The sequence below is a fragment of the Amycolatopsis iheyensis genome (genome assembly GCF_024703995.1).
Taxonomy (GTDB): Bacteria; Actinomycetota; Actinomycetes; order Mycobacteriales; family Pseudonocardiaceae; genus Amycolatopsis; species Amycolatopsis iheyensis.
Genome location: NZ_JAMXQV010000022.1, coordinates 127,656 through 140,446 on the forward strand (window position 1 = coordinate 127,656; position 12,791 = coordinate 140,446).

Here is a 12,791-nt window from a genome sequence, read left to right on the forward strand (position 1 = left end):
GGAGGCATGGGCGACCGAGAGGAGCGCGCGCGCATCTCCGACCGCCGCGACGAGCTCGCGGACGAGCGTGACCGCCGCGCGGACGAACGCGACCGGATCGCCGACGAACGCGAGCGCGTGGCCGACAGCCGCGAGGCTCTGGCGGACAAGCGGGAAGAGCGCATCAGGTTCCACGAAGCCCGTTTCGAGCCGTTCCCAGGGGCAAAACCGGACTTCGAGGCAACCCTGACGGAGCTCGACCACCAGCACCTGGACCGGGCGGACGCCGAAGTGGCGAGGGCCAGGGCCCGCCTGACGGCGACGACGGCCCGTTCGGAGCGCGAGCAGGCGGAGATCGACCGTGAGGTCGCCCGGTCTCTGCGGAGCGAGGAACCATCCGGCTGAGCGTGGTTTCTAGAGGCGGATGGGCTTTTTGTTCATAAATTCCTCAATCCCCAACACCCCCAGCTCCCGCCCGATCCCCGACCGCTTGATCCCCCCGAACGGCAGATCCGCCTCGGACCCACCCGACTTGTTGAGATAAACCATCCCGGCCTCGATCCGCCGTGCCACCCGCACCGCCCGCTCGCGATCCGTCCCGAAGACACTCGCCCCGAGACCGAACGGCGTGTCGTTCGCCAGCGCGATTGCCTCCTCCTCCGTCTCCGCGCGGAACACCAGCACCACCGGGCCGAAGATCTCCTCGTGGTACGCCGCCATCTGCGGTGTGACGTCCGTCAGCACCGTTGCCTCCAGGTACGCGCCCGGGCCTGGGACGCGGTGGCCGCCCGCGCGCAGGGTCGCTCCCCCGCGGATCGCCGTCTCCACCTGGGCCGCCACCTCGTCCGCCGCCGCCCTCGAGGCCAGTGGGGGCAGCGTCGTCGCCGGGTCGGCCGGGTCTCCCGGCACGTAGTACTCCGTGACGCGCTTGGCCAGGCGGTCCACGAACTCCTCGTACAGCTCGCCCAGCACGATCATGCGCTTGGGCGCGTTGCACGACTGGCCGCAGTTGCGCATCCGGGCGGTCGCGGTGATCTTGACCGTTTCGTCCAGGTCGTCGGTGTCCAGCACGATCAGCGGGTCGGAGCCGCCCAGCTCGAGGACGCACTTCTTGAGGTTGCGGCCGGCTTCGGCCGCCACGGAGATCCCGGCCTGCTCGCTGCCCGTCAGCGAGACGCCGACCAGGCGCGGGTCCTCGAGCATCCACGGCACCTGCCGGCTCGACGCGAACACGTTCACATACGCGTCCGCGGGCACGCCGGCGGCCCGCAGCACGTCCTCGATCACCTCCGCCGAGCGCGGGCAGATCGACGCGTGCTTGAGCAGGATCGTGTTGCCCAGCACCAGGTTCGGCGCGACGAACCGGGCCACCTGGTACGCCGGGAAGTTCCACGGCATGACGCCCAGCAGCGCGCCGATCGGCTCCTTCGTCAGCACCGCCTCGCCGCCACGCAGCGTAAGAGGTTCGTCGGCCAGCAGCTCCGGGCCACGCTCGCCGTAGTAGCGGAAGATGTCGACGACCACGCCGACCTCGCCGCGGCCTTCGTTGATCCGCTTCCCCATCTCCAGGGTCATGATCGCGGCCAGCTCGTCGGCGCGTTCGGCGAACAGCTCCGCAGCCCGCAGCACGATCGCGGCCCGCTCGGCGACCGGCCGGGCGCGCCAGGCCGCGAACCCGCCGTGGACGCGGTCGATCGCGGCGCGGACCTCCTCGTCGGTCGAGTTCGGGATCTCCTCCACGAGTTCACCGGTGGCGGGGTTGGTGACGGAATACATGGCGGTCTCCTCTGCCCACGCTAGCCTACTGCATACTGTATACACCATGGGATCACTGATCGACACCCACGCGGCGGTACCGGAATTCGCTTGATCGACTATCGTTCCCCCATGACGCTGGAGATCACCGGCGGACCCGAATTCGCCGCACTGGCAACGGAAACCACGCGCTGGACCCGCCACTGCGCGGGTGGCGACGTCACGTTCGGCTGCCCCGCGCGCCCGTCCGAACGCACGCCGCGCGTCTGGGGCGGCCGCGGCCTCGGTCTGCCGGAAGCCGACCTGCCGAAGTTCGCCGGCCAGCTCAAACGCGTGCTGAAGCACGAGACGTACTGGATCGCGCGAGCCGCGTGCGCCGATCCCCGCGCCGGCGACGCCGCGCGGTGGTCACCGGGTCGCTACGACGACGAAGACGGCTTCGTCTACTTCGCCGGCCCCTGCACGCACGGTGACCCGTGGCCCGGCTACCGGCCGGCCGACGAGTTCACGATCGCGCTCCCCCACGTGCGCGGGCTGCGCATCCGCCTGGCCGCTTACCTGGCGGCCGGGCAACGCAGTGAATGACTCGTCGGAGCGCGGCGGAGAGGCCCGCCGAGCCGTCCGCGCCGGCGCCATCGCCGCGGTGGTCAGCGGTATCCCGTCGACCGTCCACGCCCTGTGCACCGGCCGTGACATCCTCGCCGCGACCCGCGCCGCCGGCACGGTGTGCCCGGGCCGGCGCGATCGGCCCGGCGTCGCCGCCGGGCTGGTCGCGCACGTCCTGGTTTCCGCCGGGTGGACCGCGGTGCTCGCCGCGATCGCCCGCCGCCGTCGCCTCGGGTCGTTCCGGGGCGCGGCGGCCGGGCTGGCGATCGCGGCGCTGGACCTCGGCGTCGCCGGCCGGGCGTACCCGGCCGTTCAGGCGCTTCCCCGCGCCCCGCAGGTCCTGGACCACCTGGTGTTCGGCGCCGTCACCGGCGCGCTCCTGGACCGTCCACACCGGACGGGTCAGGGCACGACCTGGACGACGTCACCCGGGTGCAGCGAGTTGTAGAACGTCACCGCCGCCGCGTGCGAAAGGTGCACGCAGCCGTGGGACTTGACCTTCAGGCTCCCCTGGTGGAACGCCACGCCGGTGTTCGTGAAGAACACCGAGTACGGCATCGGCCCGTTGAACTGCTTGCTGTAGTGGTCGATGTCCTTGTACTGCACGTGGAACGTCCCGAGCGGAGTCGGGTACTTCGCGAGCCCGACGGTGATCGGGACGCCCCCGTAGGTGACGTTCCCCGCGCCGTCGGTCAACCAAGCGGTATTCGAACTGCGCTGGACACAGGCTTTCGCGGCGGCGTCGCACGGCGTCGCCGCCGCTTCGGCCGTCCCCGCGAAAGCCAAGGTCCCCGCCATCGCGGCGACCCCGCCCAGTAGTGCGATCATCCTCCGGTTCATCGCGTGCCTCCCGTTGTCGTTCGGCTACGCGGTGTAGGGTGCCCAGTTTTGGGATCTTCGAATCGTCGAAGATCAGTTCTGCGGCTGCGACAACTGGAGGAACTCGTTCTGCTCGCGGTCGTAGCGCTGGGTCAGCCCGTTGCCGTAGCGGTCCCACCAGTTCTGCGTGTGCCCGCCCTGGCGCGTGGTCGTGTCGCCGTAGACTTGGCGGTCGTACTCGATGCGGGCGTCGTGGAACTCCTGTTGGAACTGCTGCGGCGTGAGGCCCTGCGCGTGCTGGACCGCGGCGTCGCTGAGGGTGCGCGAGCTCTGGACGATGTCGTCGCCGCCCATGTGGTTGAGGATCGCGCGGACGCCGCCGGCACCGCGCATGTGCGCGCCCGACATGATGGCGGCCTGTGTGCCGGGGTCGGTGAAGTTGAGCGCGCCGGCCGTGCGCGCGTTCGCCGTCATCAGATCGGAGACGACGGCGCGCTCTTCGGCGCTGCCCTGCCCGTACTGCTCGCGCGCGGCGATGATCCGGTCGTAGCCGTTGTGCATGTTCTGGCGGAAGCCGTAGGCCTCGGGCACGCCGCCCTGTTCCCCGGTCGCGCCTTCCGACTGCATGATCGAGTCGACCACCCGCGGGTCGAGCTGCTGCGGCGCCGCTGCGGCCGCCGCGCCGCCCCCGCCACCCTGGGCCGCGTTCTGGCCGCCGCCGTAGGCCTGCGCGACGTCGGTGTCGGCCGCGTTGTACCCGTTCGCGGCCGTCTGGACGTTCTGGTTCACGTTCGTGATCAGCCCGAGGAACTTCTGGAGCGCGCTGCCCAGCGAGGAGTGCAGCGCCGAGTTCGCGGCGGCGACCCCGCTGCCGATGCCCGCGAACGACAGCGCGTCGAGCACCAGGCCTTCCAGGTCGCGGGTCGTCGACAGGAAGGACGAACCGACGTCCTCCACCGCCTTGACGACCGTCCCCATTTCCGTCGTTTCGGCGTGGTAGGCCCCGGCACCCATGGTCTGCTCCCTCCGGACTCCGGCGTTGCGCGATCGAGAATTCCCCACCGCGCCACGCCGCTCCACGGCCGAATTACCCACTGCCGAGGTCTCACCTGTCGTTCATCTTCAGTTCATCTGCACGTCGCCTGGCGCGGTATTAGACCGTCATGACTACGCAGACGCTCGACACCATCGCGTCCGAACAACTCGACTTCCAGCTGACCGTGGTCGAAGACCGGCTGCGCCAGGACTACACGAGCCTGGACCCGCGGTCGGCCCACGCCCTGGTCGAACGGGAACGGGACCGGTTCGCCGACGCGCGGATCCACGCGTTCGTCCCGATCCTGGTGGAGCGCGCCGTCCGCGAGTCCTTGGGCTGAGCGCTAGGGTCGGTGGGGCGGACCGGCGCCGGAGGAGAAGACGATGGACAAGCCCCAGGACGACCCGAACATCGTGGACGGCGAGCTCGTGGACGAGACCCCGACGGCGGCACTGGCGGTCCCGTCCCCGCCCCTACCCGACCCGGACTACAGCGAGGGCGGCGTCCCCAGCTTCGACTTCGTCCGCGACAAGATCGAGAACCGCTACACGACGTCGCTGGGCGCGACGGACGTGGCGGGTCTCGGCACGGAGAACACCGCGGAAGCGCTGGACAAGAAGATCGCCGACCGCGACCAGGCGGCGAAGGACCGGCTGGCGGAGATCCGCCGCTCGATGCGCGGCGAGTGACCGCCGGCCGGTCACCCGGCCGTTGAGCGAGGGCGACGGCGCGAGCCGTCCTGACCGGGACGACGACCGCCGGGTCAGCCGGGGAGCCAGCGCATCTGCACCGGCTGGCAGGCGGCGATCGCCGTCAGGCGGTTCGGGAACACCCGGACCGCCTCCGCCAGGCCCGCCAACCGGACCATCCGGTCGACCACGCCGCCGGGCGTCGCGATCACGCAGCCGCCGATGTTCCGCTCCCGGCAGCTTTCCACCGCCTCGAGCAACCCCCGGGCCCCGCGCGCCGACAGGAACTCCAGCGACGACAGGTCGAGCACCAGCAGGTGCGGCTCCGGCAGTTCGCAGATGGCGGCTTCGATGAGGGTCGTCCACCGCAGCACGGTGGAAATGTCCAGCTCGCCCCGGATTTCAACGACCAGCGCGCCGCTGGTCCGCTCCGTGACGGCTCCGTTCCGGTCGCGCATGGCGCGCCTCCCCGGGGCCGGATCGGGGCGGCCCCGGCCGATTGTCCCACTCCGGCCCGGCCCCGGCCGCACGGAACGCGCAGACACACGCGGACGGTCCAACCCGCGCGGCCGTCCGGCTCAGCGCCTGCCGCTTGACTGTCCACTGTGGAGGCTCAACCTCGTCAGCCACTCCTGCAACAGCGTCGACTCCCCCGCCGTCAGCTCGGCCGGCGCCGACGAACGCAGCCGGGCGGCCAGGGTGGTCGCCGTCACGGCGAGGTCGTCCGCCGCACCCGGCTCCTCGGCGAGGATTCCCGCCAGCACGCTTTCCCGGACGCGGACCGAGAACTCACGGTCCGGGTACTGCGCCGGCCGGGTGATCATCGACAGCGCGACGCCGGCGTTCGCCGCCATCACCATCTGCGCGGCCAACGCCGGCGGCAGCTCGAGCCGGCCCGCGGCCGCGCAGCGCTCCAGCACCTCGAGCAGCAGGCCGTGTGCCTCGGCCGCCGCGCCCGGCGGTGTCGACAGGCCCGAATACATCAGGCGGTAGTGGTGGGGGTTCTCGAGCGCGAACGCGACGTGGTTGTCCCAGCCGGCCCGCAGGTCGCGCACCGGGTCGGCGGACGGCTTCGCGGCCCGCTTCCCGGCGAGGTACTTCTCGAACCCGCGGTCGACGACGGCGGCGAGCAGCCCGTCCTTGTCACCGAACTGCCGGTACAGCGCCGGCGCCCCGACACCGGCGGCCTCGCAGACCGCCCTCGTGGAGACGTCGGCCGACGCCGACAGCAGCTCGTCGGCGGCCACCAGTATCCGCGTTCGCAAGTCCATGGTAGCGACGCTACCAGCGGGTATCATCGATATCAAGTTAACGGTAACGACGGTTCGCCGTGTCACACTCTCGTAAGGCCCGCACGTGGAATCATCGGTGCGCCCGCGCAGTTGTACACCGCGGAAGCACCACGAGGAGAAGGAGTGACGCCGTGACCACGTCAACCGAAAGGGCCGTCCTGGCCGGCGGCTGCTTCTGGGGCATGCAGGAGCTGTTCCGCCGTCAGCCCGGGGTGATCTCGACCCGGGTCGGTTACAGCGGCGGCGACGTCCCGAACGCGACCTACCGCAACCACGGCACGCACGCCGAGGCCATCGAGGTGGTCTACGACCCTGCGCAGACCACGTTCCGCGACCTGCTCGAGTTCTTCTTCCAGGTGCACGACCCGACGACGAAGAACCGCCAGGGCAACGACATCGGCCTGAGCTACCGCTCGGCGATCTACTTCGAGAACGACGAGCAGAAGCGCGTCGCCGAAGACACGATCGCCGACGTGGACGCGTCCGGGCTGTGGCCGGGCAAGGTCGTCACCGAAGTCAGCCCGGTGGGCGACTTCTGGGAGGCCGAGCCGGAGCACCAGGACTACCTGCAGCGGATTCCGAACGGGTACACCTGCCACTTCGTGCGCCCGGGCTGGAAGCTCCCGAAGCGCGAGAAGACCGCCTGACACACTCGTACCACCAAAGGCCCCTTCGCCGATTCTCGGCGAGGGGGCCTTCGTCGTTTCGGACGCGCCGAAGATCACCCGAACGGCGGTGATCCGCCTTCCGTCCTGAGTGGACAGTCAACAGCAGACATCCCAAAGGCGGGAAATGTCCTTTTTGGGAAGTATTGCGACCGGTAGATAAGACCGTACGTTAGTCGCTTGTTCACGAGGCTTCCGCGCCGGATCCTGATTTCCGCCAAGCAGCACCGTTTTCCCCGATTCCCGTTCTCGGCCCGGCCTGCACCGGGCCGGTTCGCCCTGCCCGGAGGGATTCTTCGATGCATCTGAGACGTCCAATCGTCTTGGCCGCGAGCGGCGCGCTGATCGCCGCGGTGTGCACGACCACGGCCGCCCAGGCCCAGCCCACGAGCCCGGCCGCCACCACCGACGCGCAGACCCTTGCCGTCAACGCGGCCGCGAGTCTCGTGGCGAGCAAGCCGGCCGCGCTGCACGCCAGCGCGGACGACGTTTTCGTGGCGCAGAAAGCGATTTCCTCGGTCAACGGGCTGAAGTACGTCCCGTACGAGCGCAGCTACAAGGGCCTGCCGGTCGTCGGCGGTGACTTCGTCGTGGCGACCAACTCGACGGGCCAGGTGCTCGGCACCTCCGTCGCGCAGGACCAGACGATCGACCTCGCCTCCACCACCGCGAAGGTCTCCAAGGCCGCGGCGGAGACGACCGCCCGGCAGCAGCTGTCCGTCGTGGACAGCGTGAGCCCGGCGCAGCAGGTCGTGTTCGCGCTCGGCACCCCGGCGCTGGCGTGGAAGAGCACGGTCACCGGCCGCGACAACGAAGGCCCGAGCCGGCTCGACGTCATCGTCGACGCCGCCACCGGCAAGGTGCTCGACACCCAAGAGCACGTCATGAACGGCGACGGCACCAGTGCGTACAACCGGCCGAACCCGGTGCACCTCGACACGACCCACTCGGGCAGCACGTACACGCTGAAGGACCCGAACATCACCAACACGTCCTGCCAGGACGCGGCCAACAACACCACCTTCAGCGGCCCGGACGACGCATGGGGCAACGGCAACGCCACCAGCCGCGAAACCGGCTGCGTCGACTCGCTGTTCGCCGCCCAGACCGAGAACAAGATGCTCTCGCAGTGGCTGGGCCGCAACGGCTTCGACGGCAACGGCGGCGGCTGGCCGATCCGCGTCGGGCTGAACGACGAGAACGCCTACTACGACGGCAGCCAGGTCCAGATCGGGCACAACACGCAGAACCAGTGGATCGGCTCGATCGACGTCGTCGCGCACGAGCACGGCCACGGCATCGACGACCACACCCCGGGTGGTATCTCGCGCGCGGGTACCCAGGAGTTCGTCGCGGACGTCTTCGGCGCCTCCACCGAGTGGTTCGCGAACGAGCCCGCGGGCGGCGACGTGCCGGACTTCCTCGTCGGCGAGTCGGTGAACCTGGTCGGCTCCGGCCCGATCCGCAACATGTACAACCCGTCGGCGCTGGGCGACAAGAACTGCTACGACAGCTCCGTCCCCAACGGTGAGGTGCACGCAGCCGCCGGCCCCGGCAACCACTGGTTCTACCTGCTGGCCGAAGGCACCAACCCGACCAACGGCCAGCCGACCAGCAGCACCTGCAACAGCTCGTCGATCACCGGCATCGGTGTCCAGAACGCGGTGAAGATCTTCTACAACGCGATGCTGCTCAAGACCTCCAGCAGCTCGTACCTGAAGTACCGCACCTGGACGCTGACCGCGGCGAAGAACCTGTTCCCGGGCAGCTGCACCGAGTTCAACACCGTCAAGGCGGCGTGGGACGCGATCTCCGTCCCGGCGCAGTCGGCCGACCCGACCTGCTCGGCGACCGGCACCGTCACGGTTTCCAACCCGGGCAACCAGTCCACCGTGACCGGCGCCTCGGTCAACCTCCCGCTCTCGGCGAGCGGCGGCACCGCGCCGTACACCTGGTCGGCCACCGGCCTCCCGGCCGGCCTGTCCATCAACGCCTCCACCGGCACGATCTCGGGCACCGCGACCACCGCGGGCACCTCGAACGTCACGGTGACGGCGAAGGACGCGGCCAACAAGACCGGCACGGCGTCGTTCAGCTGGACCGTCGGCACCACCGGCGGCTGCACCGGCCAGAAGATCGTCAACGGCGGCTTCGAGTCGGGCAGCGGCAGCTGGACCGGCACCACCGGCTCGATCGGCCAGTGGGGTTCGCAGGGTCAGGCCGCGCACGGCGGCACCTACGCGTCCTGGCTCGACGGGTACGGCTCGACGCACACCGAGTCGATCGCCCAGTCGGTGAGCATCCCGGCCGGCTGCCACGCCAGCCTGACGTTCTACCTGCACATCGACACCGCGGAGACGACCTCCACGACCGCCTACGACAAGCTGACCGTCTCCAACGGCAGCGCGACGCTGGGCAGCTACTCCAACCTGAACAAGGCTTCCGGGTACGCCCTCCGGACGATCGACGTCTCGTCGGCCGCCGGTGGCACCCTGGCGCTGAAGTTCAGCGGCACCGAGGACAGCTCGCTGCAGACCTCGTTCGTCATCGACGACGTGGCTGTCACCCTGAGCTGAAGCTGAACCGCTGAAAGCGGGGAGGCCGGGATTCCCGGCCTCCCCGTTTTCGCGTGCCGGGGGCAGAATCGGCGCATGGACACCGAAGAGCTGCGCGCGACCCAGGCCCCGCTGAAGGACCAGTACCGCGAGCGGCCGGAGAGCGCGCTCGTCACCCTGCACGCCGACGCCGAACTGGCCGGCCTCGGCATCTCCTGCAAGGTCGAGACCGGCCGCGCGGTCGTGGAGGCCGGGCTGCACCCGGCCACCGGCGGCGACGGCAGCCTCGCCTGTTCGGGCGACATGCTGCTGGAGGCGCTCGTCGCGTGCGCCGGCGTGACGCTGCGGGCGGTCGCGACGTCACTGGGCCTCGAGGTGCGCGGTGGGCGGGTCCGCGCCGAGGGCGACCTCGACTTCCGCGGCACGCTCGCCGTGGCGAAGGACGCGCCGGTGGGCTTCCGCGCGATCCGGCTGTCGTTCGACCTGGACACCGACGCCTCCGAAGAGCAGCTCGCGACGCTCAAGAAGCTGACCGAGCGCTACTGCGTCGTTTTCCAGTCGCTGCGGACCCCGCCCGAGTTCGCCGTCACGCTTTCGGCGAACTGAGCCGCCTCAGGGAGAAACCCGGAGGACAAACCGGACGCACTTGGCCTAGCTTGGCGGGGTCACCGAGAGGGGAACCGCCATGCCGGAACCGGACAGCGCCGTCCAAGTGCGCGGGCTGGTCAAGACCTACGGTTCGACGCGCGCGCTCGACGGCGTCGACCTCGACATCCCGGCCGGGCGCGTGCTCGGTCTGCTCGGGCCGAACGGCGCCGGCAAGACCACCACGGTCCGCATCCTGACCACACTGCTGCGGCCGGACTCCGGCGAGGCGCGCGTGGCCGGGTACGACGTGCTGGCCCAGCCCGACGAGGTGCGGCAGCGGATCGGGCTGTCCGGCCAGTACGCGGCGGTCGACGAGAACCTCACCGGCTTCGAGAACCTCTACATGGTCGGGCGGCTCTACGGCCGGCCCAAGGCCGCGGCCCGCTCGCGCGCCCGTGAGCTGCTGGCGCGCTTCGCCCTCGAAGAGGCCGCCGACCGGCCCGCCAAGGGTTATTCGGGCGGCATGCGGCGGCGACTCGACCTGGCCGGCGCGCTGGTCGCCGAGCCCACCGTCGTCGTGCTGGACGAGCCGACCACCGGCCTCGACCCGGGTGGCCGGCTCGACACGTGGGGCGTCATCAAGGAACTGGTCGCCGACGGCACGACCGTGCTGCTGACCACGCAGTACCTCGAAGAGGCCGACCAGCTCGCCGACTCGATCGTGGTGATCGACCACGGCAAGGTGATCGCGCGCGGCACCGCCGACGAGCTCAAGGCCCAGATCGGCGGCGAACGCCTGGAGCTGGTCGTCGCCTCGGCCGCGGACCTGCCCGCGACGCTGGAGGTCCTGCGGGAGGTCGGCGCCGGCGAACCGTCGGGTGACGGCCACACGCGACGGGCGGAGATCCTCGTCGACACCGGGCCGAAAGCGCTCATCGAGGCCCTTCGCCGGCTGGACGCGCAGGGCATCGCCGTCCAGGACGTCGCCCTGCACCGGCCGACTCTCGACGACGTCTTCCTGTCCCTGACCGGCCACGGCGCTCAGGAGGCCGAGAAGTGAACACCATCGCCAAGGGCATCTCCGACGGCGGCATCATCACCTGGCGCAACCTGATGAACGTCCGCCGCAACCCCGACTGGCTGATGGCCGCGACCCTGCAGCCGATCATGTTCGTGCTGCTGTTCGCCTACGTCTTCGGCAACGCGATCGGCGGCGACGCGGGTGGCGCCGCCTACCGCGAGTTCCTCATCGCCGGGATCTTCGCGCAGACGGTGGCGTTCAACTCGGCGTTCACGGTCATCGGCTTCGCCAACGACCTGCAGAAGGGCATCATCGACCGGTTCCGCTCGCTGCCCATGTCCCGCATCGCGGTGGTCCTCGGCCGGACGACGTCGGACCTGGTGGTCAGCGTGGTGGCGCTGGTCGTGATGTCGGCGTGCGGGCTGATCGTCGGGTGGCGCATCCGCGGCAGCTTCTGGGACGCGCTGCTGGGTTACCTGGTGATGCTGATGTTCGCCTGGGCCCTGTCGTGGGTGGGCGCGCTGATCGGCCTGGCCGCACGCAGCGTCGAGGTCGCGCAGAGCCTCGGGCTGGTCTGGATGTTCCCGCTGAGCTTCATCTCCTCGGCGTTCGTCCCGACGCAGACGCTCCCGCCGTTCCTCAAGGCGATCGCGGACTGGAACCCGTTCACGGCGGTGATCAACGCGACCCGCGACCTGTTCGGCAACCGCTTCGGAGCGCCGCCGACCGGTTGGCCGGCGGAGAACGCGGCGCTGTACGCGATCCTGTGCTGCGTGGCCATCATCGCGGTGTTCGCCCCGCTGGCGACGGCGAAGTACCGGCGGGTGGCGAGCAAGTAGGTCTGTCCTAAAGAGACGGTGCCAGCTCGAAGGCCGCGAACACCTTCGGGTCCTGGAACACCACGGTGTGCGCGATCCCGGCGGCGGTGACGGTGAGGACCTGCAGGGTGTGCAGGCGGTGTCCCCCACCGTCGTCGGGGCAGTACGCGGTCAGCGCGGGCTGCCCGTTCGCCGTGGTGCTCAGCACGCGCCAGGCGCCGGGCCGCATCGCGAACACCCGCGCCATGAACCGGCCGTAGTCCGCGCGCCCGCGGTACCACAGCGGCACCGGCGGCATTTCGAGCACGGCGTCGGCGGTGAGGAGCGTGACGAGCGTGTCGACGTCCGAGGCCTCGAACGCGCGGACGTACCGCTCGATGGTCGGCCCGGCGGCCGGCTCACGCAGTCCGTCTTCGCTCGGCGAGGCCGTGGCGACGGCGGCCCGCGCCCGCTGCAGGGCGCTGGTGACCGAGGCCGTCGTCGTGTCCAGCTGGCCGGCGACCTCGGCCGCGCTGAACCCCAGCACGTCCCGCAGCACCAGCACCGCCCGCTGCCGCGGCGGGAGCACCTGCATCGCGGCGACCAGCGCCAGCCGGACCCCGGCACGGGCGGCCAGCCGGGCCTGCGGGTCGTCCCGGTCGGCGGACAGGTAGCGCTCGGGCAGCGGCTGCAGCCACGGCACCTCGAAGTCCGGGATCAGCGGGGCGCCGGGGTCGTCGCTCGCGGTGCCGAGCCCGGAGGGCAGCGGCCGGCGCGGTCGCCCTTCGAGCGCGGTGAGGCACACGTTGGTGGCGATGCGGTAGAGCCAGGTGCGCACGGACGCCCGCTGCTCGTCGTAGCGCTCGCGGGCTTTCCACGCGCGCAGGTACGTCTCCTGGGTCAGGTCTTCGGCGTCGTGCACCGAGCCCACCATCCGGTAGCAGTAGACCACCAGCTCGCGCCGGAACGCCTCGAAGTCCGTGTCCGTG

The 12,791-nt window shown here is 70.5% G+C and carries 16 protein-coding genes; 10 read left to right on the top strand and 6 right to left on the bottom strand.

Going from position 1 to position 12,791, the window contains the following annotated elements:
- Window positions 1–6 precede the first annotated feature (6 nt).
- Complete coding sequence (locus M8542_RS34865; RefSeq protein ID WP_257924576.1) at window positions 7–384, top strand: hypothetical protein; 378 nt, start codon at window positions 7–9, stop codon at window positions 382–384.
- Between the two features lie 9 nt (window positions 385–393).
- Here M8542_RS34865 and M8542_RS34870 read toward each other — a convergent pair whose 3' ends face one another.
- Window positions 394–1,755, bottom strand: a complete 1,362-nt coding sequence (locus M8542_RS34870; protein WP_257924577.1) for an NAD-dependent succinate-semialdehyde dehydrogenase — start codon at window positions 1,753–1,755, stop codon at window positions 394–396.
- A 111-nt stretch (window positions 1,756–1,866) separates the two neighbouring features.
- On the opposite strand from M8542_RS34870, the gene M8542_RS34875 reads away from it, so the two are divergent.
- Both M8542_RS34875 and M8542_RS34880 read left to right on the top strand, forming a co-directional pair.
- A complete protein-coding gene (locus M8542_RS34875; RefSeq protein ID WP_257924578.1) occupies window positions 1,867–2,319 on the top strand; it encodes a hypothetical protein in 453 nt (150 codons plus the stop codon).
- The gene (locus tag M8542_RS34880; RefSeq protein ID WP_257924579.1) at window positions 2,312–2,788 is read left to right on the top strand and encodes a hypothetical protein; all 477 of its coding nucleotides are present in this window, start codon (window positions 2,312–2,314) and stop codon (window positions 2,786–2,788) included. Before M8542_RS34875 ends, M8542_RS34880 begins: the two co-directional genes overlap by 8 nt.
- On the opposite strand, the gene M8542_RS34885 is transcribed toward M8542_RS34880, so the two are convergent.
- On the bottom strand, window positions 2,743–3,180 hold the full coding sequence (locus tag M8542_RS34885) for a L,D-transpeptidase (RefSeq protein ID WP_257924580.1): 438 nt from the start codon (window positions 3,178–3,180) through the stop codon (window positions 2,743–2,745). The two genes, M8542_RS34880 and M8542_RS34885, sit on opposite strands and share 46 nt — an antisense overlap.
- A 72-nt stretch (window positions 3,181–3,252) precedes the next feature.
- Window positions 3,253–4,173 (bottom strand): hypothetical protein, encoded by a 921-nt coding sequence (locus M8542_RS34890; RefSeq protein WP_257924581.1) that lies wholly within the window; start codon window positions 4,171–4,173, stop codon window positions 3,253–3,255.
- A 149-nt stretch (window positions 4,174–4,322) separates the two neighbouring features.
- Between M8542_RS34890 and M8542_RS34895 the strand changes: the two genes are divergently transcribed.
- Both M8542_RS34895 and M8542_RS34900 read left to right on the top strand, forming a co-directional pair.
- A complete protein-coding gene (locus M8542_RS34895) occupies window positions 4,323–4,535 on the top strand; it encodes a three-helix bundle dimerization domain-containing protein (RefSeq protein WP_257924582.1) in 213 nt (70 codons plus the stop codon).
- A 43-nt stretch (window positions 4,536–4,578) separates the two neighbouring features.
- Window positions 4,579–4,884: a hypothetical protein gene (locus tag M8542_RS34900; RefSeq protein WP_257924583.1), complete on the top strand. Its 306-nt coding sequence runs from the start codon at window positions 4,579–4,581 to the stop codon at window positions 4,882–4,884.
- A 74-nt stretch (window positions 4,885–4,958) separates the two neighbouring features.
- Here M8542_RS34900 and M8542_RS34905 read toward each other — a convergent pair whose 3' ends face one another.
- Together M8542_RS34905 and M8542_RS34910 are read right to left on the bottom strand one after the other, a co-directional pair.
- The gene (locus M8542_RS34905; protein ID WP_257924584.1) at window positions 4,959–5,342 is read right to left on the bottom strand and encodes an STAS domain-containing protein; all 384 of its coding nucleotides are present in this window, start codon (window positions 5,340–5,342) and stop codon (window positions 4,959–4,961) included.
- Window positions 5,343–5,462: 120 nt separating this feature from the next.
- Window positions 5,463–6,155: a TetR/AcrR family transcriptional regulator gene (locus tag M8542_RS34910; RefSeq protein WP_257924585.1), complete on the bottom strand. Its 693-nt coding sequence runs from the start codon at window positions 6,153–6,155 to the stop codon at window positions 5,463–5,465.
- Between the two features lie 152 nt (window positions 6,156–6,307).
- Here M8542_RS34910 and msrA point away from each other — a divergent pair, with 152 nt between their 5' ends.
- The 5 genes from msrA to M8542_RS34935 all read left to right on the top strand — a co-directional run bounded on the left by msrA (window position 6,308) and on the right by M8542_RS34935 (window position 11,844).
- The gene (gene msrA / locus M8542_RS34915) at window positions 6,308–6,823 is read left to right on the top strand and encodes a peptide-methionine (S)-S-oxide reductase MsrA (protein ID WP_257924586.1); all 516 of its coding nucleotides are present in this window, start codon (window positions 6,308–6,310) and stop codon (window positions 6,821–6,823) included.
- A 317-nt stretch (window positions 6,824–7,140) separates the two neighbouring features.
- On the top strand, window positions 7,141–9,417 hold the full coding sequence (locus M8542_RS34920; RefSeq protein ID WP_257924587.1) for a M4 family metallopeptidase: 2,277 nt from the start codon (window positions 7,141–7,143) through the stop codon (window positions 9,415–9,417).
- 75 nt (window positions 9,418–9,492) lie between these two features.
- A complete protein-coding gene (locus M8542_RS34925) occupies window positions 9,493–10,002 on the top strand; it encodes an OsmC family protein (RefSeq protein WP_257924588.1) in 510 nt (169 codons plus the stop codon).
- A gap of 79 nt (window positions 10,003–10,081) precedes the next feature.
- Window positions 10,082–11,044, top strand: a complete 963-nt coding sequence (locus M8542_RS34930; protein ID WP_257924589.1) for an ATP-binding cassette domain-containing protein — start codon at window positions 10,082–10,084, stop codon at window positions 11,042–11,044.
- Complete coding sequence (locus tag M8542_RS34935; protein WP_257924590.1) at window positions 11,041–11,844, top strand: ABC transporter permease; 804 nt, start codon at window positions 11,041–11,043, stop codon at window positions 11,842–11,844. The genes M8542_RS34930 and M8542_RS34935 overlap by 4 nt, the downstream gene beginning before the upstream one ends.
- Window positions 11,845–11,851: 7 nt before the next feature.
- On the opposite strand, the gene M8542_RS34940 is transcribed toward M8542_RS34935, so the two are convergent.
- Window positions 11,852–12,736 (bottom strand): RNA polymerase subunit sigma-70, encoded by an 885-nt coding sequence (locus M8542_RS34940; protein ID WP_372508685.1) that lies wholly within the window; start codon window positions 12,734–12,736, stop codon window positions 11,852–11,854.
- Window positions 12,737–12,791 lie beyond the last annotated feature (55 nt).

Coding starts and splice junctions, on each gene's coding strand:
- M8542_RS34865 (WP_257924576.1), top strand. CDS start 7: ATGGGCGACCGAGAGGAGCGCGCGCGCATCTCCGACCGCCGCGACGAG.
- M8542_RS34870 (WP_257924577.1), bottom strand. CDS start 1,755: ATGTATTCCGTCACCAACCCCGCCACCGGTGAACTCGTGGAGGAGATC.
- M8542_RS34875 (WP_257924578.1), top strand. CDS start 1,867: ATGACGCTGGAGATCACCGGCGGACCCGAATTCGCCGCACTGGCAACG.
- M8542_RS34885 (WP_257924580.1), bottom strand. CDS start 3,180: ATGAACCGGAGGATGATCGCACTACTGGGCGGGGTCGCCGCGATGGCG.
- M8542_RS34890 (WP_257924581.1), bottom strand. CDS start 4,173: ATGGGTGCCGGGGCCTACCACGCCGAAACGACGGAAATGGGGACGGTC.
- M8542_RS34895 (WP_257924582.1), top strand. CDS start 4,323: ATGACTACGCAGACGCTCGACACCATCGCGTCCGAACAACTCGACTTC.
- M8542_RS34900 (WP_257924583.1), top strand. CDS start 4,579: ATGGACAAGCCCCAGGACGACCCGAACATCGTGGACGGCGAGCTCGTG.
- M8542_RS34905 (WP_257924584.1), bottom strand. CDS start 5,342: ATGCGCGACCGGAACGGAGCCGTCACGGAGCGGACCAGCGGCGCGCTG.
- M8542_RS34910 (WP_257924585.1), bottom strand. CDS start 6,155: ATGGACTTGCGAACGCGGATACTGGTGGCCGCCGACGAGCTGCTGTCG.
- M8542_RS34920 (WP_257924587.1), top strand. CDS start 7,141: ATGCATCTGAGACGTCCAATCGTCTTGGCCGCGAGCGGCGCGCTGATC.
- M8542_RS34925 (WP_257924588.1), top strand. CDS start 9,493: ATGGACACCGAAGAGCTGCGCGCGACCCAGGCCCCGCTGAAGGACCAG.
- M8542_RS34930 (WP_257924589.1), top strand. CDS start 10,082: ATGCCGGAACCGGACAGCGCCGTCCAAGTGCGCGGGCTGGTCAAGACC.
- M8542_RS34940 (WP_372508685.1), bottom strand. CDS start 12,736: ATGGTGGGCTCGGTGCACGACGCCGAAGACCTGACCCAGGAGACGTAC.